The 21,580-nt window shown below is 45.7% G+C and carries 21 protein-coding genes; 9 read left to right on the top strand and 12 right to left on the bottom strand.

The features are described 5' to 3' along the window. Positions 1-99: 99 nt before the first annotated feature. On the top strand, positions 100-1,416 hold the full coding sequence (locus tag AC5ZC7_RS27560; protein ID WP_496162256.1) for a DUF5690 family protein: 1,317 nt from the start codon (positions 100-102) through the stop codon (positions 1,414-1,416). Between the two features lie 82 nt (positions 1,417-1,498). On the opposite strand, the gene AC5ZC7_RS27555 is transcribed toward AC5ZC7_RS27560, so the two are convergent. The 12 genes from AC5ZC7_RS27555 to AC5ZC7_RS27500 form a co-directional block, all read right to left on the bottom strand. Next, positions 1,499-1,714 carry a Sec-independent protein translocase subunit TatA/TatB gene (locus AC5ZC7_RS27555; protein WP_331968682.1) on the bottom strand — a complete coding sequence of 72 codons (216 nt, stop codon included), beginning with the start codon at positions 1,712-1,714 and terminating at the stop codon, positions 1,499-1,501. Between the two features lie 129 nt (positions 1,715-1,843). After that, positions 1,844-2,401 carry an alpha-ribazole phosphatase gene (gene cobC / locus AC5ZC7_RS27550; RefSeq protein ID WP_511911282.1) on the bottom strand — a complete coding sequence of 186 codons (558 nt, stop codon included), beginning with the start codon at positions 2,399-2,401 and terminating at the stop codon, positions 1,844-1,846. Then, complete coding sequence (locus AC5ZC7_RS27545; protein ID WP_496162254.1) at positions 2,386-3,162, bottom strand: adenosylcobinamide-GDP ribazoletransferase; 777 nt, start codon at positions 3,160-3,162, stop codon at positions 2,386-2,388. The genes cobC and AC5ZC7_RS27545 overlap by 16 nt, the downstream gene beginning before the upstream one ends. After that, positions 3,159-4,205 carry a nicotinate-nucleotide--dimethylbenzimidazole phosphoribosyltransferase gene (gene cobT, locus AC5ZC7_RS27540; protein ID WP_496162253.1) on the bottom strand — a complete coding sequence of 349 codons (1,047 nt, stop codon included), beginning with the start codon at positions 4,203-4,205 and terminating at the stop codon, positions 3,159-3,161. The genes AC5ZC7_RS27545 and cobT overlap by 4 nt, the downstream gene beginning before the upstream one ends. 10 nt (positions 4,206-4,215) lie before the next feature. Next, the gene (gene cobU, locus AC5ZC7_RS27535; protein ID WP_496162252.1) at positions 4,216-4,731 is read right to left on the bottom strand and encodes a bifunctional adenosylcobinamide kinase/adenosylcobinamide-phosphate guanylyltransferase; all 516 of its coding nucleotides are present in this window, start codon (positions 4,729-4,731) and stop codon (positions 4,216-4,218) included. A 93-nt stretch (positions 4,732-4,824) separates the two neighbouring features. After that, a complete protein-coding gene (locus tag AC5ZC7_RS27530; protein ID WP_496162251.1) occupies positions 4,825-6,159 on the bottom strand; it encodes a DUF5074 domain-containing protein in 1,335 nt (444 codons plus the stop codon). 158 nt (positions 6,160-6,317) lie between these two features. Further along, positions 6,318-6,911: a DUF6580 family putative transport protein gene (locus AC5ZC7_RS27525; protein ID WP_496162250.1), complete on the bottom strand. Its 594-nt coding sequence runs from the start codon at positions 6,909-6,911 to the stop codon at positions 6,318-6,320. 17 nt (positions 6,912-6,928) lie between these two features. Further along, positions 6,929-8,890 carry a TonB-dependent receptor domain-containing protein gene (locus tag AC5ZC7_RS27520; RefSeq protein ID WP_496162249.1) on the bottom strand — a complete coding sequence of 654 codons (1,962 nt, stop codon included), beginning with the start codon at positions 8,888-8,890 and terminating at the stop codon, positions 6,929-6,931. Between the two features lie 94 nt (positions 8,891-8,984). Further along, entirely contained in the window at positions 8,985-9,635 is a 651-nt protein-coding gene (locus AC5ZC7_RS27515; RefSeq protein ID WP_477077206.1) for a tetratricopeptide repeat protein, read from the bottom strand. A gap of 67 nt (positions 9,636-9,702) precedes the next feature. Further along, positions 9,703-10,575, bottom strand: a complete 873-nt coding sequence (locus tag AC5ZC7_RS27510; protein ID WP_496162248.1) for an EamA family transporter — start codon at positions 10,573-10,575, stop codon at positions 9,703-9,705. Between the two features lie 282 nt (positions 10,576-10,857). Beyond that, a complete protein-coding gene (locus AC5ZC7_RS27505) occupies positions 10,858-12,081 on the bottom strand; it encodes an MFS transporter (RefSeq protein ID WP_496162247.1) in 1,224 nt (407 codons plus the stop codon). 157 nt (positions 12,082-12,238) lie between these two features. Further along, the gene (locus AC5ZC7_RS27500) at positions 12,239-12,913 is read right to left on the bottom strand and encodes a GntR family transcriptional regulator (RefSeq protein ID WP_496162246.1); all 675 of its coding nucleotides are present in this window, start codon (positions 12,911-12,913) and stop codon (positions 12,239-12,241) included. 76 nt (positions 12,914-12,989) lie between these two features. On the opposite strand from AC5ZC7_RS27500, the gene AC5ZC7_RS27495 reads away from it, so the two are divergent. The 8 genes from AC5ZC7_RS27495 to AC5ZC7_RS27460 all read left to right on the top strand — a co-directional run bounded on the left by AC5ZC7_RS27495 (position 12,990) and on the right by AC5ZC7_RS27460 (position 21,569). Continuing rightward, positions 12,990-13,712, top strand: coding sequence for a sterol desaturase family protein (locus tag AC5ZC7_RS27495; protein ID WP_496162245.1), 723 nt, complete (start codon positions 12,990-12,992; stop codon positions 13,710-13,712). Between the two features lie 81 nt (positions 13,713-13,793). Continuing rightward, on the top strand, positions 13,794-16,187 hold the full coding sequence (locus tag AC5ZC7_RS27490) for a prolyl oligopeptidase family serine peptidase (RefSeq protein ID WP_496162244.1): 2,394 nt from the start codon (positions 13,794-13,796) through the stop codon (positions 16,185-16,187). A gap of 189 nt (positions 16,188-16,376) precedes the next feature. Continuing rightward, positions 16,377-17,255 carry a helix-turn-helix domain-containing protein gene (locus tag AC5ZC7_RS27485; RefSeq protein ID WP_496162243.1) on the top strand — a complete coding sequence of 293 codons (879 nt, stop codon included), beginning with the start codon at positions 16,377-16,379 and terminating at the stop codon, positions 17,253-17,255. Positions 17,256-17,269: 14 nt separating this feature from the next. Then, complete coding sequence (locus AC5ZC7_RS27480) at positions 17,270-17,731, top strand: DUF983 domain-containing protein (protein WP_496162242.1); 462 nt, start codon at positions 17,270-17,272, stop codon at positions 17,729-17,731. 85 nt (positions 17,732-17,816) lie between these two features. Beyond that, entirely contained in the window at positions 17,817-18,116 is a 300-nt protein-coding gene (locus tag AC5ZC7_RS27475; RefSeq protein ID WP_496162241.1) for a hypothetical protein, read from the top strand. Between the two features lie 108 nt (positions 18,117-18,224). Continuing rightward, positions 18,225-19,577 (top strand): TolC family protein, encoded by a 1,353-nt coding sequence (locus tag AC5ZC7_RS27470; RefSeq protein WP_496162240.1) that lies wholly within the window; start codon positions 18,225-18,227, stop codon positions 19,575-19,577. A gap of 13 nt (positions 19,578-19,590) precedes the next feature. Continuing rightward, entirely contained in the window at positions 19,591-20,820 is a 1,230-nt protein-coding gene (locus AC5ZC7_RS27465) for an efflux RND transporter periplasmic adaptor subunit (RefSeq protein WP_496162239.1), read from the top strand. Beyond that, entirely contained in the window at positions 20,817-21,569 is a 753-nt protein-coding gene (locus AC5ZC7_RS27460; protein WP_496162238.1) for an ATP-binding cassette domain-containing protein, read from the top strand. The genes AC5ZC7_RS27465 and AC5ZC7_RS27460 overlap by 4 nt, the downstream gene beginning before the upstream one ends. Positions 21,570-21,580 lie beyond the last annotated feature (11 nt).

Here is a 21,580-nt window from a genome sequence, read left to right as displayed (position 1 = left end):
GGGCTCGTTTGTTTAATAATACTTAACAATTAGTTCAGCTATTGTTAACAATGCGTTTACATTGAACCTGCACCTTTGTCCCAAACCATTTGTTACGATATGCTACATATTCCCTGGTTACAGCAACGGTTGCAGCGGGCACATCATCTTACGTTTTCTTTATATGCCGCCCTGGTGGCTTTTGGTACTTATTCCTGCATGTATGCTTTCCGTAAACCGTTTACGGCCGGCATTTTTGAAGGCGTAACTTTTTTGGGAATAGATTATAAAATATGGCTGGTCATTACCCAAACGATTGGATATGCCTGCAGTAAGTTTTATGGTATCCGTTTTATTGCAGAAATGAAGGGAGATAAGCGTGCGCAGAGTATCATTATCCTCATAGCTATGTCCTGGCTGTCACTCTTATGTTTTGCCGTAGTACCAGCGCCGTATAATATTCCTTTTCTTTTCCTGAATGGGTTTCCGCTGGGTATGATATGGGGGCTGGTATTTAGTTACCTGGAAGGCAGGCGCAGTACAGAATTTATGGGCGCCGTATTATCAGTGAGCTTTATTTTTTCTTCTGGTTTTGTAAAGTCAGTAGGCAAAATGACGGTGGTAGACTGGCATGTAACAGAGTATTGGATGCCTTTTGTAACAGGGTTAGTATTTATAGTGCCCATCCTGGTTTGTGTATTATTACTGGAGCAGATACCACCGCCTTCGGCAGAAGACGAACGGCTGAGAACCAGGAGAGCACCAATGAATAAACAGGAGCGTAAAGACTTTCTGCAGGCTTTTTTACCCGGGTTGGTATTGTTGATTGCCAGCTATGTGCTGCTCACGGTATTAAGGGATATGCGGGATAATTTTGCGGCAGATATTTGGAAAGACCTGGGTTATGGTGCACAGGCGGGTATTTTTACACAAACAGAAATACCTATATCGCTGGCGATCATTCTGATTATGGGATTGCTGGTATTTGTAAAGAATAATTTCCAGGCCTTTATGCTCAATCACGTAATTGTGATAGCAGGCTTTGGTATTGCATTTATCAGCACGATTTTGTTTAAGCAACATCGGCTGGATCCGGTGTGGTGGATGACTTTAACAGGACTGGGACTATATATGGGATACATTCCGTTCAACTGTATTTTTTTTGAACGACTGATTGCCGTATTCAAATATGTGAGCAACGTAGGCTTCATCATTTATGTAGCAGATTCCTTTGGATATCTTGGAAGTGTACTGGTGATGTTGTTTAAGAACTTTGACGGGATGTCTTTATCGTGGAGCCAGTTTTTTATGGATGCCGTATTGGGTGTATCGTTGACCGGTATTGTGATGATGATGGTTGCGGCGTGGTATTTTAAAAAAAGATTCAGTTCAGTGAACAATAAAAGTATAGCAACAGATGTGCAACTGGCCGCCTGATAACAGGTTACCGGGCATTAAAAAAGGCAAATCACCCCAATATGGATGATTTGCCTTTTAAGTTTTATAAAGCGGAATTCAATTAGCTTTTTGCGTCTGCATCAGCATTGCTTCCTTTCTTTGATGGCTCATCTTTGGCATCTTTGAACTCACGTATGCCGCTACCCAAACCACGCATCAGTTCAGGTATCTTCTTACCACCAAACAATAACAGTACTACTAATGCAATTAGCAGTAATTCTTTGATACCTATTTCCTGCAAAAATAACAGCGGGATATTCAGAAAAGATGTTGTCATTATATCAGATTTAATTGTGTTCTTTTATATACGGTATATGCAAACATAAAGTTAGCACGATTTACCAGTTTTTTTGTTTTTTAAAAAGATATTTAAAAATTTTAACATAATTGTTTTACAGGCAATAAGTTACAAATTAGAAAATATCACTTTAATCTCCTCATTTTCCACCTGCAGGTGCGAAATCCGGCCATAATCCACCTGGATATCGAAGGCATCTACCAGTGCAGTATCGGTCACATGCGCTAAAATGCACCGGATGACTCCGCCGTGTGTTACCAGCACCGCATCGTTTCCTTTGGCGATTACTTCCTCCAACAGGGTGATACTGCGGGTATATAGCTCCTCGTAGCTTTCACCGCCCGGAATATGCTCAAAAACAACATTATCGGCCCATTTGCGGAGTGCATTACGGCTGATATTATCCCAGGGCAACATTTCCCAGGAACCGAAATTCATTTCTTTCAGCCGGTCATCGGTGGTGTATTGACTGCCAAACAAGGCAGCCGCCAGTTTTTCACAACGTTGCAACGGACTGGCATATACATCCATTGTTTTGGCGGGAAGCAGGGGCTTTATCCGTGCTACTTCCGTATCAAAGCTGGCCGCAACATCCACATCAGATGCGCCGTAGCAAATACCACTTTCTATGGCCGGTGTGGTATGCCGGATCAGGTATATTTCCATGTGAGAATACAAAAGCATAAATAAATAACTGTTTCAGACAGCTGCTGTACGGCGCCGAGGCAGTCGCCGGTATAGCCGCCAATCCACTTTTGCATGAGCCGTACCAGGTACCATCGTGCCAGCAATAAAGCCGGGATGGTTAATAGCAGGGTATAGTTATGCAGGTAAAGGATCACCGCTATAAACGGGACGCATCCGAATGCCGCTGCTATTCCCAGGTCCGATAAACCAATGCCTTGCGCAATAGGTTTGGCTTTACTGTCGTCGTTTTCACGTACATAGCGATGCGTATATATCACGGTAACTGCCACAAAGCGACTCAATGGCTGTGCTGCCATAATGGTCAGCATCACCATGGGTAATGATAGCTCCCGCAGTGCCAGGAACTTCATGGCCATTATCAGTAAAAGCCCCAGCATACCATAAGTGCCGATACGGCTGTCTTTCATGATATCCAGGATTTTTTCTTTGGACCAGCCACCGCCGAAGCCGTCGCACATGTCAGCAAATCCATCTTCATGAAAAGCACCGGTTACCCATATACCCATAATCAGTGCTAACAGGATACTGATCATAGGAGGCGCTATAGTACCCAGTATATATAAGATGGCAATCATAAAGCTACCGGTTATCCATCCGATCAGGGGAAGATAGCGTGTAGCTTTGGCAAGCATTTCCGGTGTATAGGGAATACCAACGGGAACGTGTATACGAGTATAGAACAGGATAGCGGTTAGCAATAACTGCCATTGTTTCTTCATATAGTACGATTTGATACCTGGGCACTGTTAAAGCTGGCCATTTCCTGCAGAAACGCTACTGCACTCTGTATCAGGGGAATTGCCAGTGCAGCGCCTGTGCCTTCTCCCAGGCGCATATTCATTTGTAGTAAAGGAGATACTTCGAGGTATTGCAGCATGGTTTTATGTCCTTGTTCTTCGGAGCAATGTGCAAAAATGCAGTAGTCTTTTACATCGGGCTGCATGGCGGCTGCCACTAACAACGCAGCCGTTACAATGAAACCGTCTATCACTACCAGCATTCCAAGGGCAGCCGCCTGCAGTATGGCACCACAAATCATGGCAATTTCAAAACCACCAAAGGTGGCTAATGCCTGTTCCGGTGATGCAGGAGAGGCATGTTTGGCCACTACCTGTTGTAAGATGGCGCGCTTTTGTGCCAGCTGTTGCATATTGCTGCCAGTACCTGTACCGGTGCAGGAAGCGACCGGTATTTTGGTAAAGTGGCTCATCAATAAGGCCGCTGCAGAAGTATTGCCAATGCCCATTTCTCCAAAGCCAATAGTATTACAGCCTTGCGCATGCAATAGCTTTACTTCTTCTGCACCCGCCTGCATCGCCAGTTTGCACTGATCGAGCGACATAGCCGGCATATGCAGAAAGTTCTGTGTACCCATGCCTATCTTACGGTTTTTCAGCAATGGGTGGGGCGGAAACTCATGATTCACACCGGCATCTACTACCGTGAGCGACAACTGGTGCTGCCGGCAAAATACGTTGATGGCGGCGCCACCGTGCAGAAAATTATATACCATCTGCGCGGTAACAGCCTGGGGAAATGGATTCACCTGGCCATCTGCGGCAATGCCGTGATCTCCTGCAAATACAATAATGGATGGATGACTGATAACGGGCGTCAGGGTATTTTGTACCAGGCCTGCCTGTAAGGCGATCGCCTCTAATTTTCCCAGTGAGCCGGGAGGCTTGGTTTTCTGATCTATTTTATCCTGTAAGGCGGCTTTCAATTCCTTTGATACAGGTGTTATGCGGATATTGTTCATCATGCCGGTGAATTTATTGCGCTTCCTTTTTTATGATAACCGGTATGCCGGATACCATTAATACTACGGTGTCGGCTACACGTGCAATGTATTGATTAACCCAGCCTTGTAAATCCGTAAAACGGCGGCCAATGGCTGTTTCAGCATGCACGCCCATTCCTATTTCATTGGTCACTACAATAAAGGTACCTGCCTTTTGTTGTAGTGCATCTATTTCCTTTTTAATGGCTTCCAGGGTAAGATTAATATCATACGCCTGTTGCTCGAAGTAGTTGGTTAACCAGAGCGTTACGCAGTCAATAACGACGGTATGTCCCTCCAGTGGTAAACGGCTTACATACAGCTCTTCTTCATAGTTGGTCCACATGGAACCCCGTTCTGCTTTATGTCGCTGTATCCGTTCTGCAAAATCATCATCCCATACTTTGGCAGTTGCTACATATACGGGGTGCGTACTTTGAGATAACGCCATTTCCTGTGCATACCTGCTTTTACCCGACCTTGCACCTCCCGTAATCAAATGAAGCATATCTATAGCTTTTAGCTTTTAGCCATTAGCTGTTAGCAAATGTTAGTCTTCGCTGCATTTACTAACAGCTAACAGCTAAGGGCTAAAAGCTGTTTAGTTAAATACTGGTATAGACGGGAAGAAGAAGCCGGTGTAAGCTACACTCTTCTTCAGTCCACCGCTGCTGGCATCATAGATGTAAAGCGCATTGTCTTTTGAATTCTGACCGAAACCAGTTTTCATATCTGTAATGACCAGGGTATTATTGCCAGGATTATATCTTACACCAGCGCCATAAAAGGCACGTCCGGATGGAATGGTAATAAATGGTGTTTGTAAGGAAGCAGGATTACCTACGGTATACTTGTACACTTCTCTGCCGCTGTTACCCCATTCGTTGTCTGCTTTGCCGATGAATACTGCATTCTCCACTGTGGAGGCAGTCATCATACCTGGATTCCAGGCGCCCCAGGAACCATACATGTTGAAAGGACTGGCAATGGTATCTACGGTTAATGTTTGTGGATGAATAGCAAACAGGTATTTTGCCTGACCTGCCCAGATAGTACCATCCGGTGTTTTGGCAAAACCAGCATCTGCGGCTGCCAGTTTTTTGGCAACGCTGAAATCATTGCTGTTTAAGGCCACAACGCCATCAGTTTGTGACATCACAAATACATAGGCATCCGCCTGGATCATACCGCCTATCTGGCCACCAACACCAGCTATTTTGGTGCCTACCGTCAGTGTTTGCAGGTTCACCGGGTAAACACCGTCTTGTGTGCCTATTAAGCCTGTATTAGAATTTACACCTATAAAGGAGTTGCCACCAGCCGGCAGCTGATCAATACGGCCTGTTTCTTTCATGGTACCAGCATCGGCTACTACCAAACCAGCACCCTGTTTGGATACGAAATAAAATTTATTGTTGAAGATAGTACCAAAGTCGGTGGTGGTACCTAATGTTTTACCTGGATTGTTGCGTTGAAATACATATTGGTAAACAGAGTCTTCTCCATTGCGGTAAAAATTCACATCACCCGGCTCATGACCAAACCAACCTTCATTTACCAGGAAAAACCCGTTTTCAAATTTACCCAGTACTTTCACCTGGTAGTAGTAGTTAGCCAGGGCATTACCGGAAATAACTTTATAAGAGATAGTATAATCACCTCTTTCTGTTGGCTTGAAGGTGAAGGTAGAATCTGTACCAGCCAGCACACCATTTACCAGCCATTGGAAGGTAGGGTTCTTTGTACTTGCCAGTTGGGGACTTAACACTCTGCTATCTCCGATATAGATGGTGTCCTTACCGTTTTTTAAACCCGGCGCTACAATCTGCGGAACAATTACTTCTGCCTGGTTATCCTTGGAGCAGGAGGCTAACCCTGCTATAGAAATGGCTGCTACAAGAAAAGAAAGTTGAAATTTGCGTGAAATACTGCGCATGTTTAGTTATTTATTTACGTATGGTTTTTACCGTTAGTGAGCCGTACAGAATGCTGGTGCAGGGGAGAGAAACCTCCTATAATGATTTAGAGATCTGGAGTCAGGCTAATGTACCCATCTGCCCAATATCCAAATCTCTAAAAAACAAATTCAAAATATTACTGTGCAAAACGCAATCTGCGTTTTACCAATTCAAAGCTGCCGAAGAAAATAGCGCCGTAAATCAGGTTACCTATCAGGGTATACCGCATGTAAGGAATTGCCTGTGCGTAGCAACTGGTGAGGCCCGCCAGATCTTTGGTGAAAGGCTTTCCGGTCAGGAAATCGGTAGAACCGCTGATCCACACACCAAAGTCGGAAACCACGAAGTGAATCAATGCAGCACCTATAGCTCCCATTACTACATTGGCAACCGTTGCTTTTTTGATCATGAGCTGTCCCAGTAATACGATCAGCGCAAAGCTGGCGTAATTCCAGATCCAGCCGTTGTACAACAGGCCTGATGCATATTCTTTGTGGAAGAACTGCATTAAAATAATGTCACTGATAAATAAAGCCAGTAAAGGGAAAGCATATGATTTCCACTTTTCAGAAAAGGAAGCCCCGCCAAATAAGGCCATGGCGCCAACCGGCGTGAACATCGCTATAGGCGACATGTTCTTATCAGCTCCCAATACAACGCGTATTATACCGGCTGCTATGATGAAAAGCAGCAATACACCAAACCGCGGATTAAGATTTTTTAAAGACATTATGTTGATTTTAATGTTTACAAATTAACAAAAACACCGGCGTTAAAGTTAAACCGCCTTGAATTATAACCAGATATATCAAAATACTTATAATCTGTAATATTCCTGAACCCGGCGTAAATTTTAAGCAAGTTACCAAATTTATACTCACCGTATAAATCCAGGGTATAATAATCCCCCATGGGGAGAGATTTACCTGAGGAAAAGTCAAGCTCGTACCGCTCCGTAGCATACCTACCACTGGCAGATACATACAGGGCTGGGGTTACCTGGTACCCTAAAGTTCCATTGGCCGTAAATTTAGGTACCCTGTACAGGTTGAAGTAAGAAGTATCTTTTTTACCCTGTGAAATGGTAATACGGCCATCCACTACCGTGTAATTAGTGGTCAATGTCAATTTCTTCGTAATCTGCCAGCTCACTTCCAGTTCGGAACCATAGGCTTTTTGCTTATTGGCATTACGGAACTGGCTCGCATACGTTACCGGGTCAGAATAGAAAATGATCAGGTCGCGGGTATCTCTCCAGAAATCGGTTACCCGGAAGTATAGCCGGTTATGTGCCACACTGGCCTGGTAGCCTGCTTCATAGCTGGTAGTGGTTTCTGGCTTTAGTGCGGTGTTACCATAGCCGTTTGTATACAACTGGTACAAAGACGGAACACTATAAGCAGAAGATATATTAACAAATATTTTATGATGTTCATTGATCAGGTAAGACGGATTAAAGGAAATAGTCTGGTTATTTCCATACCGGCTATGGTAGTTAAAACGTCCACCCAGTTCCAGGTTAAAGCCGTTCAGGTTATGTAACAGCAGAGAGGCATACAGGCTGGTTTGGCTGGTATGCGAACTGTCGGGCGACAACATCGTGGTTTCCGGTCCGGGGCTGTAGAACGACTGGAGATAGTCTTTCTGCTGCATATCGGAGCGGGTATAAGCTGCTCCGCTAATCAGCCGGATCTGGTTGGTAACATCCCAGTTTACATAGGTTTCTACCTGGTGGGTATTCGCCGTAAACAAGGTGCTATCGAACTTTGCATAGGCGCCTGGTACCTGGAACGCAGAATCATTCACGATGGTCCGGTTGGTACGCTGGAAGCTGTACAACACATGCCAGGAGCCATTTTTAAAGCGGTATTCACTGCTGAAGCCATTGAGGAGGAATTTAGACTTACCCGTATAATCTTTATCGTCCTGGTAGCCGCCTTCGTCGAGGTCGTGGTGGTAGTTGTTCCAGTTCAGCAGGTACTGGAAATTCCAGCGTTTACCGGCACTGAGGCCCAGTTTGGCAAAGACGGCATCCTGGCGGAAGCCATCTTTATCGAAGCCTGCTTTACCGGTAGAATCATAAGCATCAGAAAAACCGTCGGTTTTCTCATGCTGATAGCTTACCAGGTAAGAGAAGCGTTGTACGTTGCCATGTATATTTACACCACCCTGGAAGTCGCGGTAGCTGCCATAGCTGCCATTGAGGCCAACGCCAAACTTTTTATCGCCGTTTTTGCGGGTAATGATGTTGATAACGCCGGCTACCGCATTGGAGCCATATAAGGTAGACTGGCTACCACGGAGTATTTCAATTTTTTCTACCTGGTCAGGGGTAATAAAATTCAGGTCGAAACTATTATTGGATTGGGAAGCATCCATTACCGGCAGGCCGTCTACCAGGATAAGGGCGTTACCATTGGTGGCCCCCCGCATGCTCACAGAAGGTACGGTGCCCCGGTTGTTTTCAGCTCCAATCAATGCTAATCCTGCTTGTTGATTCAGGATGCTGGCAATGCTCTTGCCGCTGTTCTGCTGTAGATATTCGCGGGTAAGTATGGTCACTACTTTACCGGTTTCGCTGGCCTTTTGGGGGCCTTTATTGGCGGTTACCGTCACTTCATTCAGCTGGTTTACCCTGCTGGAATCCTGGGCAGCAGCGCCCAACCATAATAAGGAAAAAAGGGAGGCGGTGTAAAATTTTAATTGCATCTCGAAATTTTGGTATCAGTAAAACTAAAAATGCAGCGAAGATAAAAGTTTGCTACTTCATCTACGCTGCATTTCTAACAAGGAGAGCGGAAAGTTATCCCGGCATTCTCGAAATATATTTGTCCATTTCTTTAATCTGGTTCACGATCTGTGCAGTGGTAGGCTTTTGTGCCTTGGCTCTGCGGAAGTATTCTTTGGCAGATTTAAAGTCGCGGCGGCTCATGGCAATAGAAGCCAGGGTCAACAGGGCGGCAGCCGTGTTTTCCTTGTCAGGTAACCCTTTACGCATAGCGATTTTCAGGTTCTGATCGGCCGTTTTTAAGTCGTTTTTCTGGTAGGCAATGGTTCCCAGCTGAAAGTACTGCATACCTTCATATTCCTTCATCGGGCTACCGGAGTTGATACTCTGGCGGATAGTAGCCTCCGCTTTATCAAGGTCGTTAGAATACATGGCCATATTGCTTTGCATAAAATAATATACAGAGCGGATAGGTTTGTATAACAGCTTAGGAAATTTTACCTGGTTCATCAGGGCGCTGGCCCTTTCAATATCACCTGCTTCCACGGCTTCCTGTACCATTCTCATGGGACCAAACATCACGTGTGTTACCAAACATACCAGTGCCAACACCAGCACAATAGTAGCTTCCCACCAGCCTACGGTTAAGCCGAGTGCAATACCGCCTGCTAATAATACGATACCTATTGGGAGGCGATATAGAATAAAAAAATTAAATGCTTTCATGAAAAAACAGTTCGTAAATCACTAATAGAGGGTGCAAAGATAGATAAAAAAAACACCTTATGGGTTTTCATTTACGACCTTTCAGGTTGGCCATGGCAATAGCACTTAATATAATCACCACGCCCACGATCTGTAAGGGAGACACCCTTTCATGCAGGAAAATGGTGGCAGCCAGCATGGCTACTGGTAATTCTGCCGTACTGAGGATAGCGCCCAGCGATACCCCCGTTTGCGGTATCCCCTTAGCAAAAAGGAAAGGTGTTAATATGGTGCCAAAAAGGGAGAGGGGGATACCCCAGATCCATAGGTTTGTACTGGTAAAGCGTCCGTTTACCAGGTAAAGTGGCGGGAAAATCAGGGAAACAATTACAAAGGCACCCGTAACAATCCAGGCACTTTTCAATACGGGTCCCAATGACGCACCTATCCGGCCACTGACTACCATGAATACGGTATAGCATAGTGCGGCCAGCAAACCAAAACCGATTCCTTTCCAGTTAAGGGCGCTGGTATTGGCATTAAATAAGCCACTTGCCAGTAAAGTGCCTGCTAATATGAAAAATACGGCGATCCACTGTACCCGGGAAGGCCGTTTTTTATAAATAATCCATTCTGCCAACATGCTCATCCAGGTAAACTGCATCAGCAATACAATGGCGATACTGGCCGGAATATAATGTACACTCTGATAATAAGTAACACTTACCAGGCCCGTGGAACTACCCAATACAAAACAGGTACGGGCATCTTTATTCAACAGCCCACGGGTTTTGCGACCCGATAAAAAATGAATGACCCATAATGTCAGCATCCCAAACCCTGCCTGTACACTGGCGAATTCTGCTAATGTATATCCTTCGCGGTACCCGGATTTAACAATCGTTGATAATACGCCAAAACAACAGGCGCCAATAAGTACCAGCAATATCCCTTTCCACATAACAAGTTTATTTAAAATACAAAAGTATAGGTATTTTGTTGGGAGCAGAAAGCTGCTGTAGCGAATGATCAGAGCGGATGTTGTCTTTGTACAGGATTATACTGATTATACTGATTATTATTTTTAGGATTAAGAAAGATATTGGGAAACCAAAGCATAAATATTCGCTGAATATCTTTTCTCATCTTCTAAAATCTTAAAAACGAAAATCAGTATAATCAGTATAATCAGTATAATCCTGTACAAAGACAACATCCGCTCCGATCATTCGCTATATTATTTTTATGCTTTTCGCTTTTCCAGGTTAGGAAGCAATGCGGTGAGGATTCCTATTAACGGGAGATAAGCACATACCTCATATACGTAAGCAATGCTGGTAGCATCTGCCAAACGGCCCAGGATAGCAGAACCTACGCCCGCCATACCGAAAGCCAATCCAAAGAATAAACCGGCAATCATACCTACTTTACCCGGTACCAGTTCCTGTGCATATACCAGGATAGCAGAGAAAGCGGAAGAAAGGATAACGCCAATGAATACACTTAATATGGCGGTCCACATCAACGAAGCATGTGGCAATAGAAGTGAAAACGGCGCTACGCCCAGGATGGAAATCCAGATCACATACTTACGGCCAATACGGTCGCCAATAGGGCCACCAATGAAGGTGCCGGCTGCTACGGCAAACAGGAATATGAACAGGTACACCTGCGCACTCTGCACGGATACATGGAAGCGGTCTATCAGGTAAAAAGTATAGTAGCTGGTCATGCTGGCCATGTAGAAATATTTAGAGAAAATCAACACCAGCAAAATACCCAGTGAAAATACGATCCGTGTATTCGACAACGTTGGCTGATCCAGCTGTTGCACGGCCTTCTTAGGCTTAATACGATGGGTGTTGCGCAGGTACCATTTGCTAATGTTCAGCATTACCACAATGGCCAGCAGCGCCGCAACGGAGAACCAGATGACATGAAACTGGCCGAAGGGTACAATCACCATCGCGGCCAGCAAGGGGCCGAGTGAACTGCCGGCATTACCACCCACCTGGAATAAAGATTGTGCCATACCATGTTTACCACCAGAGGCCATATAAGCCAGCCTGGAGGCTTCCGGGTGAAATACCGCAGAGCCTATGCCTACCAGCCCTACGGATACCAGTACCATGGGGAAGTTATGCGCCATAGACAAGCTTACCAGTCCTATCAGTGTGAAACCCATGCCAATGGCCAGGGAATAAGGTTGTGGCTTTTTATCGGTGTACAGGCCCACCAGTGGCTGTAGCAGGGAGGCAGACATCTGGAAGGTGAGCGTAATCAGCCCTACCTGTGTGAAATTTAATTTGAGTGAATCCTTGAGTACCGGGTACATGGCCGGAATGAGCGACTGCATGGTGTCGTTCAGGAAGTGGGTAAAGCTGAGGGCCAAAAGGATAGATAGTACCGTTTGCTGTGCTACCTGTTGTGCCGTTGCTTTGGGCTGATCAGTAAGCGTTGTTTCCATTTTTTGTTCTTTTAAGATCAGATCATCTGATGTTTAAGGGTAAAAAATTAGTTCGTTAATAATAAACCGTTTTTAGTGTGATACAGTGGGAGGTAATGAAAAAAGCAAAAACCAATTGCTGTTAACAAACTGGCTTCTCTAAACAGGCTGCAACATTTCATCGCGGCGCATCACTGATCTTTGTTGCCCATACCAGCGCTCTCTTCGGGTCTTTATCGACGATACTCTGCAACAGCGCATCATGGTAATGTTGCGATTCAATGAAACTATTGGTATTGCTGTAACGCAGCAGGAATGAATTCTTCAGATGCTCAGACACTGTTTTGTACAGGTCGCGCAAAATTTCATTCTTACCTGCTTCGGCAATGGCATTGTGAAAATTAATGTCAGCTTGTATACAAGGTTCCAGCTGTTGATTAGCGGCGTATTCAAAGCGTTTCTTTAAAAAGCCTTTCATCTTCTCGATGTCCTTGTTGTTACGATGCATGGCCGCTTTCTCGGCAATTTTCACTTCGATTAAAAAACGTACTTCATTCAGGTCTTCAAAGTCCGCGCGCTGTAAACGCTGCGATAACGCTTCTCCCGGTCCCGACTGCGACAATACAAAGGTGCCAAGCCCCTGTTGTACCCGTACCAGTCCTCTGTGCGCCAATATCTTTATCGCCTCCCGGATGCTGGATCGCCCAACAGAAAATTGGGTCATTAATTCCGGTTCCGTAGGCAGCTGCTGACCCACTACATATTTACCGGAAACAATTAGTTCCTGTAGCCGGTTGGCTACTTCCTCAGCTAAGCTGAGCCGCTTTAAGGGAGAAATGTTTAAACTCGTCATATCATCTGATGATTGCAAAGGTAATCGCTTTTTTAATTTTTTTAAGAATTTTTTGGGAGATTGTTTACCGAAACAAATGGATACACTACTCAACATATTACGGAACCTTCCTTCCTGGCTGCTTTGGATAGTATTCGGGGTGGAAAACACGGCTATTTTGCTGGGGGTGTTGGTATGGGGACATCACCTGCAAAAGAAATATGGACCGCAGCAAACAACGGCTCGTAGCCACCCGTTTGCCTATAATGCCCGGCAGTGGCGCATCGCATTGCTTACTACGCTGCTCAATACCGCCATTACGTATGCAGGCTACTGGCTGTGGACACACCGTGCTATCCGCATTACCACCAGTATCAACTGGCATATATTATGGGATGCGCTCTTGCTCTTTTTCGCTATGGATTTGCTGATGTATCTGTTTCACTACGGCATTCATAAAACCCCGCTATACCGATGGCTGCATGCGCTGCATCACGAAGCAGTTGACCCGGAACCGATAGATCTGTTCATTTTACACCCGGTTGAAACGGCCTGTTTCGGCGCGCTGTGGCTGCTGTTATTATTATGGTTTCCACTGAATATTTATGGGATGCTGCTGTACCTTATTATCAACGTTATGTTCGGTATGGCCGGCCACCTGGGCATGGAGCCATTACCCGAGAAGGTGCGACAGTGGCCCGTGTTGAAATACCTGGGTACTTCCTCTTTTCATCACGCGCATCACCGGGATGAGCAGTGTAATTTTGGATTTTATACCAGCATCTGGGATCATATTTTCCGCACAGTAAATCATAAATAGCGTTGCACTCATCACTTTCTGCTTTGTAAGCTGTGGCAATAAGTTTATTTTGGCCAATTGCTTATAAATACTAAACGCTATATGAGAAAACTGATTTTATCATTATCCTTATTCGTCACCTTTCGTGCCTACGCCCAGGATGCACTGAAGTATCAAACACCTCCTGCCAGTATCCTGGAACTGGTAATGGCAGCGCCTCCCGCCATTACTGAATTTAGCAGCAACGGCGCAACGATGTTGATCATGGACCGCGCCAGCTTTCCTTCCATCGAAGAATTATCACAGCCAGAGTATCGCCTGGCAGGACTGCGTATTAATCCTACCAACTTTGGAACCAGCCGGGCCGCTTATGTAACGGCCATTCGCATTAAAGACATTAAAACCAACAAGGAATACGCCGTCACCGGTTTGCCTGCCGATGCGCGCATCAGCCATGTAAGCTGGTCGCCTTCACAAAAAAGTATTGCCTTTACCGTTAGTGATAACAACACCATTCGTTTATGGAAAGCGGATGTCGCTACGGGTATAGCTGCCCAGGTAAGCAGCCGTCGCCTGAATGATATAGCCGGTCCCGTATTTACCTGGCTGGATGATAACCGTATCCTGGCGTTGGCTGTACCTGCTAACATTGGGAAAGCACCGGAAAAACCACTGGCGCCGGAAGGTCCCACTATTCAGCAAACCAGCGGGAAAGCGGCGCCAGCTGCCACTTTCCAGGATATGCTGAAAAACCCATTCGATGAGCAACTGTTTGATTATTATTTCCAATCAGAACCAGTGATCATCAGCAATAGCGGAGAACAGGTAATCGGGCAGCCAGCTGTTTACACTACTGCTGCTCCATCGCCCGACAATCAATACCTGTTGATAGAAACACTACATCGTCCCTATTCCTACCTGGTAGGCGCCAGCCGCTTTCCAACAGATGTAGCCATATGGAAAATGAATGGGGAACTGGTGAAGAAATTAGCCAGCAATCCTTTGGATGAAGTAAGACCCAAAGGCTTCGATGCTACCAGCAACTATCCGCGGCAGTTCTCCTGGCGCAGTGACGCTGCGGCTACCATCTGGTGGGTACAAGCCCTGGACGGCGGCGATCCTAAAAAGAATGTGCCTTTCCGGGATGAAGTAAGCTTGTTGGCAGCGCCTTTTACGGCTACTCCCACCTCACTGGTGAAAACAGTCAACCGCTTTTCCGGGATCAACTGGGCCAACGACCAACTGGCACTGGTAGCTGATGCCAACAGCGCACAACAGAAAGTAAAAGTAAGCCGTATCGATCCGTCCCACCCGGACCAGGCACCTGTTACACTGATAGATCGTTCTGAGAATGACCGGTATAATGATCCGGGAGATCCCGTAATGGTGAAGAATCAATATAACCGGTCGGTGTTGTACGTTTCTCCCAAACATGAATTGCTGATGACGGCGCCCGGTGCATCACCGGAAGGAGATCGCCCGTTTCTCGCTGCTTTTAGCCTGGACAATGGCAAACAACGTATCCTGTGGCGTTCCCAGGCTCCGTATTATGAACAGGTAGCGAACGTGATAGATCCTGCCAAACTCGTAGTAGTGGTAAGACGTGAGTCAGTATCATCTCCCGGAAATTATTACCTGCAGGACCTGAAGAAAAAAACAAATGTAGCGCTTACTGCATTCCCGCATCCACAGCCACTCATGGAGGGGGTACAGAAACAGCTCCTGAAATACAAGCGCAAAGATGGCGTAGACCTCACTGCTATGTTATACCTCCCCAAAGGCTATGATCCTGCAAAAGATGGCCGTTTGCCGGTACTGATGTGGGCATATCCACGGGAGTACAAATCTGCCAGTGATGCTGCCCAGGTGCGTGGCTCTGCGTATAGGTTTACCCGCGTTGGTTATGGCTCTGCCATCTTCTGGGTGACACGCGGTTTTGCTGTAATGGATGCCACTGAAATGCCAATAGTAGGCGAAGGTGACAAAGAACCCAATGATACTTTCATTGATCAATTGGTGATGAATGCAGAAGCTGCCGTTAACAAGATAACCGAAATGGGTATAGGAGATAAAGATCGTATCGCTGTAGGCGGCCACTCTTACGGCGCTTTCATGACGGCTAACCTGCTCGCACATACGAACTTGTTTAAAGCCGGTATTTCCCGTAGTGGCGCCTATAACCGTACTTTAACACCTTTCGGATTCCAGAATGAAGAACGTACCTACTGGCAGGCATCAGAGGTGTATTATAAAATGTCGCCCTTTTCTTATGCCGACAAACTTAAAGCACCAATTCTGCTGATTCATGGAGAAGCCGATAATAACTCCGGCACTTTCCCCATCCAGAGTGAAAGATTATACAATGCCCTGAAAGGCAATGGTGGCACTGCACGCCTCGTATTCCTGCCACAGGAAAGCCACGGCTATGCAGCCAAAGAAAGCATCCTGCATATGCTGTGGGAAATGGATGAGTGGCTCATGAAGTATGTAAAATAGCAGAAAGCATAAGGCGGAAAGCAAAAAGCGATTATAGCGGATGATCATACTCATTGGTCATTCGCTATAATCGCTTTTTGCTTTCCGCCTTATGCTTTCTGCTCAAAAAAAAGCAATAAGTAAAAAGTACCATTAAAGCCCCTAATACCACAACCCCCTTCGGAACTTCCTTTGTACCTTTGTTGCATCATGCTAAAGGCACTCATTCCTACATACGATATCTGTTCTCTGGCTATGGGAAAGCCCGCATCAGAGGATATCCTGGTGGCTCGTTTTTCAGCATACCTGGCGGCGCATAAGGATATTCATTTTCCGCACCGGCATTCATTTTACCATTTGGCGTTTTTTACTGCCGGCGGGGGAAGCCATACGATAGACTTTGAACGTTTCCCGGTAAAACCAGGGCAGTTATACTTTATGGTGCCCGGACAGGTGCATAGCTGGTTTTTTGAGGGGAAAACAGAAGGGTATGTGATGAATGTGTCTGCCGGTTTCTTTAATGCCTTTTTGCAGGATGCCGCTTATGTGGAAAGATTCCCCTTTTTTAGCGGCGTTAGCGCGGAAGGAGTAGTGCAGTTACCCAAAGTAGCGGTGCCAGCTGTCACCGGGTTGTTTGAGGCCATGTTAAAAGAAATGGATGGTACGGAGGCATATAGCCAGGATATGTTGCGTTTACTGGTACTGGAAATGTTTATTGCCGTAAGCCGTAGCAACAGGCAGGAACTGGCCAGGCAAGAGCCGCCGCACAACTATGTGCTGTTACGCAATTTCCGTAAACTGGTGGAACAACATTATATGCAGTTACGCTTACCCAAAGAATACGCTGCGCTGCTATATGTAACACCTAATTATCTCAATGCATTTTGCCGGCATATGCTGGGGAAATCGGCCGGAGAAATTATCCGGGACCGGGTGCTGCTGGAAGCAAAAAGATTATTGATCAACGCAGATATGAGTATTGCCACCATTGCCTATCAACTCAATTTTGCTGATAATTCTTACTTCACCAAGTTTTTCAAAAAATACGCAGGAGTAACACCGGAAGAGTTCCGGAAAAATATTTCCTGATAAATCTTCAATATATGTGTGCAGATAAAAAACATGAAAAGCCCAACCTGCTGAAAAGCCTGTTGGGGAACAAGTGTGCCCGTTGCAGACGTGGATCTATTTATACTACCTCAAATGCCTATGACCTCAAAAATTGCATGAAAATGCCGGAGAAATGCCCCGTATGCGGACAACAGGTAGAAGTGGAAGTGGGCTTTTACTATGGTACCGGCTATGTAAGTTATGCTTTATCAATAGCCGTTTGTGTAGCCAGCCTGATTGCCTGGTGGCTGTTCATCGGTTTCTCGATCTATGATAACCGTATCTACTGGTGGCTGGGAGTAAATGCCATGCTGCTATTGATATTACAGCCTTTACTGATGCGCTGGTCCCGCACTATCTGGATGGCCTTCTTCGTGTATTATGATGAAGACTGGCAGCAGGGGCCACCGGCTGGCACCGGCAGATCTAATGGTACCTTTAAGAATGCGATATAATTTAATGTGGGGATACTTTTAACAAATTGCGGATTTACAGGTTATATAATGTGGATCCGCAATTTTTTTAAGCAATCCTCCGGGCATGAACAAGCGAATGGTGCCCCTTCTGTTAGGGTGCATGATTTCCCCATTACTGCTAACCGCACAAACAATACCTCCCGAAAAGGAGGTCAAAAATCAATGGCAGTCGTGGATTTCCATGAATAGTACCTTTCGCCTCGGCGACCATTGGGGTGCTATTGGTGACATACACATCCGGCGTACGGTTTTTGTGTCTGCCACCAATTTCTATTTCCTGAGACAGCATCCGGCTATCAGTACGATCGGAATCACACCGCCCGCCTGTTTTTCTACTATAACTTCGACAGGCGCACGAAAATGAAAAATGCAGACCCACCGTTGATGTATGAAGACGAATAATTCGTTATATTGTATTACTATTTAACCCCTTATTCCTTCAGTAGCTTTTACTAACATCAATGCTTAAACGATGATGTTGTTCAAACAGCCGGGTATTTTATCGCTCTTCCTTTTTTATCTTTTAACCGGACCTTTACTCAAGGCACAGGACAGCAGTTTCGTAACACTACCGGAGAAATGGACCTTGCAGCAATGCTTTGATTATGCAGGAAAGAATAACATCCAGTTAAATAGTTTACGCCTGAACCGCCTGAATGCAGAACAGGATTTACTTTTATCCAAAGCGGCGAAGCTGCCTAATCTTACCGGGTCTGCATCACAAAATCTCAACGGAGGCAAAAGCATTAATACCGTTACCGGTAGCAGTTCCTACGAGGTATATACTTCCGGCAACTATAGCGTTAATTCCGGTGTGACCCTTTTTCAGGGTGGCTATCTCAACTATGATATCCGGCAAAAGAATCTCTTAACGCAGGTAGCACAATTAAATGTTGCCCAGCAGATTAATGATATCACGGTATTAATTACCCAGGCCTACCTGAATATTTTACTGGCAAGAGAAAACATTGTGTACGTAAAAGACGTGGTAGCCACTTCCGAAGCACAGGTGAAGCAAGGGCAACAACAGTACGATGTGGGCAGTATTGCGCTTATTGGCCTGGTACAGCTAAAGGCACAGTTGTCGAACGACCGTTACCTGCTCACTACTGCCGAAAATCAACACCGGCAAAATAAACTGGTACTGAAGCAACTGTTGCAGTTACCCAGCGGCTACGACTTTGATATAACGGAGCCGGATACACTGATTTCCAACACGCACTTATTGGCTTTACAGGACGCACAGGATTCGGCGCTTGCTAACAGGCCGGAAATAAAAAGCAGCCAGTTAGGTATTGATGTGGCTAATCTTGACTTGGCAAAGGCCAAAACAGGCTATCTGCCTACTTTATCTGCTGGTGGTGGACTAGGTACTTCTTACAATGGTGGTAACGGCGGTAGTGCTTATTTTAAGCAACTGGATAATAATTTTTATCAGCAGATAGGACTCACCTTGTCGGTACCCATCTTCACCCGTCGTGTCGTGAAAACCAATGTGGAGAAAGCAAAGATAGAAGTAGATCAGTCGAAGCTTACCTTACAGGATACCAAAACTAATCTTTCCCAAACAATAGAACAGGCATATATCAATGTTCAGAATGCGCAATCCCAGTACGATGCAGCCGTAGAACAGCTAAAGTATTCACAGGAAGGGTATCGGATTGCCAGCGAACAACTGAAGGTAGGGGCGGCTAACATCGTCGTTTTTTTACAGCAAAAGAATTTATATATACAGGCATTACAATCTTATATACAGGCTAAATATAATGCTGCCTTGACTATCAGGATTTATGATTTTTACAGGGGCATACCGGTAACACTATAAATGCTAATGAGGTATGAGAAAATATAAAGGTGTAATCATCACTATTGTGATCATACTGCTGGTGCTGGCCGTCTGGTATTTCTTTATCAGGAAGAAACCAGTGCCCATTTCCTTTGAAACTGCCCGGCCAGCCTATGGACACATCGCTACCACCGTTACCGCTACCGGTACCATTCAACCGGTAGATACCGTAGCCGTTGGTACACAGGTTTCCGGTACCCTCAAATATCTGTATGTAGACTTCAACAGCCAGGTGAAAAAAGGACAACTTCTCGGAGAGTTGGATAAAGACTTGTTCCAGGCACAGGTAGATCAGTTAAGAGCGAATGTGCAGGTAGCACAAGCGAACCTGACTTATCAGCAAAATAATTTCCAGCGACAGGAACTGCTCTATAAAACAGGCGCCATCAGCAAAGCGGACTATGATATTGCACGGAACCAGATTGATCAGGCCAAAGCCAATGTAGCCAGCATCAGCGCGCAACTGGCATCAGCCCTGAAAAACTTTTCTTTTACAGAAATACATTCGCCTATTGACGGGGTGGTATTAAACCGGAATGTGAGTGTAGGACAAACCGTAGCCGCCAGTTTCAATACACCCACCTTATTTGTGATAGCAAAAGACATTACCAAAATGCAGGTGGAAGCCAGTGTAGATGAAGCCGATATTGGTAATGTAACCGACTCACAGCGTGTAACCTTTACCGTAGACGCTTACCTGGAAGATGTATTTGCAGGCCATGTGCAGGAAATCAGGCTACAGCCCTCGGTTTCGTCTAACGTTGTGACCTACAATACCATCATCAACGCTCCCAACGATAATAAAAAATTGAAACCGGGGATGACTGCGAACGTTACAATTTATACAGCAGAAAAAGATTCAACATTGCTGTTGCCGGTGAAGGCACTGAAGTTCAGGCCAGACTCCACGCAGCTGAAAGATTATGTGATTCAAAGTGCTGTTCGGAAAACACCTGCGGAGCGAAAAGATACCACCGGTAAAACGTTTAAAAGTACCGCACGTATTGGGTCTACCAATTATGTGTGGTTGCTTCGTGGAGATACACTCCAGCAAAAGCGCATCAGAACCGGCCTGAATGATAATACACATATAGAAGTGCTGGGAGGCATCAATGAAAATGATATCGTGATAATAGGCCTGAATGCAGCCGGAACAGCGCAGGCGGCAGGAGGTACCAGCAGTCCGTTTTTACCAAAAATGGGTGGAGGGCGCAGACGATGAGCAACGGGAAAATATTGGAGCTACAGCAAATCAAGCGTGAATTTGTAATGGGTACGGAAGTCGTTCGTGCCCTGAAAGGCGTGAGCTTCGACGTATCTGCCGGCGAGTTTGTAACAATTATGGGTAGTAGTGGTTCCGGTAAAACCACCCTGCTTAATATCCTGGGATGCCTGGATAAACCTACTTCCGGCAACTACCTGCTTGATGGCATTAATGTAAGCAGTTTGTCGCGCAATGAACTCGCCAGGTTGCGCAATCATAAAATTGGTTTTGTGTTTCAGGCATATAACCTGCTACCACGTACTTCTGCACTGGAGAATGTAGAGCTGCCATTGTTCTACAACCCGGAACTATCTACCCGGGAGCGCCGCGACCGGGCCATGGGCGCACTGGAATCAGTGAAGTTGGCCGACCGCGAAGGACATACCCCCAGCCAGTTATCCGGCGGACAGCAACAACGGGTGGCAATTGCCCGGGCATTGGTGAATCAGCCGGTGATGATACTTGCAGATGAAGCCACGGGTAACCTGGATACCCGTACTTCTTACGAAATTATGGCCCTTATGCAGGAACTGAATCAGCAGGAAGGAAAAACAATTGTATTTGTAACACATGAACCAGATATCGCCGCTTTTAGCAGCAGAACTGTGATGCTGCGGGATGGCAAAGTAGTAAAGGATAGCAGGAACGAAAATGTGCGCTCCGCAAAAGAAGCGCTGGCAGCATTGCCACCGACAGAAGATTATTAATTCAACCCGTA

The organism is Chitinophaga sp. 9-1-y, assembly GCF_059511905.2.
The sequence above is the reverse complement of the archived record's forward strand: the minus strand, read 5'-3'. Positions and strand labels throughout refer to the sequence as shown.

Coding starts and splice junctions, on each gene's coding strand:
- AC5ZC7_RS27500 (WP_496162246.1), bottom strand. CDS start 12,913: ATGACGAGTTTAAACATTTCTCCCTTAAAGCGGCTCAGCTTAGCTGAG.
- AC5ZC7_RS27465 (WP_496162239.1), top strand. CDS start 19,591: ATGAGAAAATATAAAGGTGTAATCATCACTATTGTGATCATACTGCTG.
- cobT (WP_496162253.1), bottom strand. CDS start 4,205: ATGATGAACAATATCCGCATAACACCTGTATCAAAGGAATTGAAAGCC.
- AC5ZC7_RS27520 (WP_496162249.1), bottom strand. CDS start 8,890: ATGCAATTAAAATTTTACACCGCCTCCCTTTTTTCCTTATTATGGTTG.
- AC5ZC7_RS27515 (WP_477077206.1), bottom strand. CDS start 9,635: ATGAAAGCATTTAATTTTTTTATTCTATATCGCCTCCCAATAGGTATC.
- AC5ZC7_RS27460 (WP_496162238.1), top strand. CDS start 20,817: ATGAGCAACGGGAAAATATTGGAGCTACAGCAAATCAAGCGTGAATTT.
- AC5ZC7_RS27560 (WP_496162256.1), top strand. CDS start 100: ATGCTACATATTCCCTGGTTACAGCAACGGTTGCAGCGGGCACATCAT.
- AC5ZC7_RS27525 (WP_496162250.1), bottom strand. CDS start 6,911: ATGTCTTTAAAAAATCTTAATCCGCGGTTTGGTGTATTGCTGCTTTTC.
- AC5ZC7_RS27490 (WP_496162244.1), top strand. CDS start 13,794: ATGAGAAAACTGATTTTATCATTATCCTTATTCGTCACCTTTCGTGCC.
- AC5ZC7_RS27470 (WP_496162240.1), top strand. CDS start 18,225: ATGATGTTGTTCAAACAGCCGGGTATTTTATCGCTCTTCCTTTTTTAT.
- AC5ZC7_RS27555 (WP_331968682.1), bottom strand. CDS start 1,714: ATGACAACATCTTTTCTGAATATCCCGCTGTTATTTTTGCAGGAAATA.
- AC5ZC7_RS27505 (WP_496162247.1), bottom strand. CDS start 12,081: ATGGAAACAACGCTTACTGATCAGCCCAAAGCAACGGCACAACAGGTA.
- cobU (WP_496162252.1), bottom strand. CDS start 4,731: ATGCTTCATTTGATTACGGGAGGTGCAAGGTCGGGTAAAAGCAGGTAT.
- AC5ZC7_RS27480 (WP_496162242.1), top strand. CDS start 17,270: ATGTGTGCAGATAAAAAACATGAAAAGCCCAACCTGCTGAAAAGCCTG.
- AC5ZC7_RS27475 (WP_496162241.1), top strand. CDS start 17,817: ATGAACAAGCGAATGGTGCCCCTTCTGTTAGGGTGCATGATTTCCCCA.
- AC5ZC7_RS27485 (WP_496162243.1), top strand. CDS start 16,377: ATGCTAAAGGCACTCATTCCTACATACGATATCTGTTCTCTGGCTATG.
- AC5ZC7_RS27530 (WP_496162251.1), bottom strand. CDS start 6,159: ATGCGCAGTATTTCACGCAAATTTCAACTTTCTTTTCTTGTAGCAGCC.
- cobC (WP_511911282.1), bottom strand. CDS start 2,401: ATGGAAATATACCTGATCCGGCATACCACACCGGCCATAGAAAGTGGT.
- AC5ZC7_RS27545 (WP_496162254.1), bottom strand. CDS start 3,162: ATGAAGAAACAATGGCAGTTATTGCTAACCGCTATCCTGTTCTATACT.
- AC5ZC7_RS27495 (WP_496162245.1), top strand. CDS start 12,990: ATGGATACACTACTCAACATATTACGGAACCTTCCTTCCTGGCTGCTT.
- AC5ZC7_RS27510 (WP_496162248.1), bottom strand. CDS start 10,575: ATGTGGAAAGGGATATTGCTGGTACTTATTGGCGCCTGTTGTTTTGGC.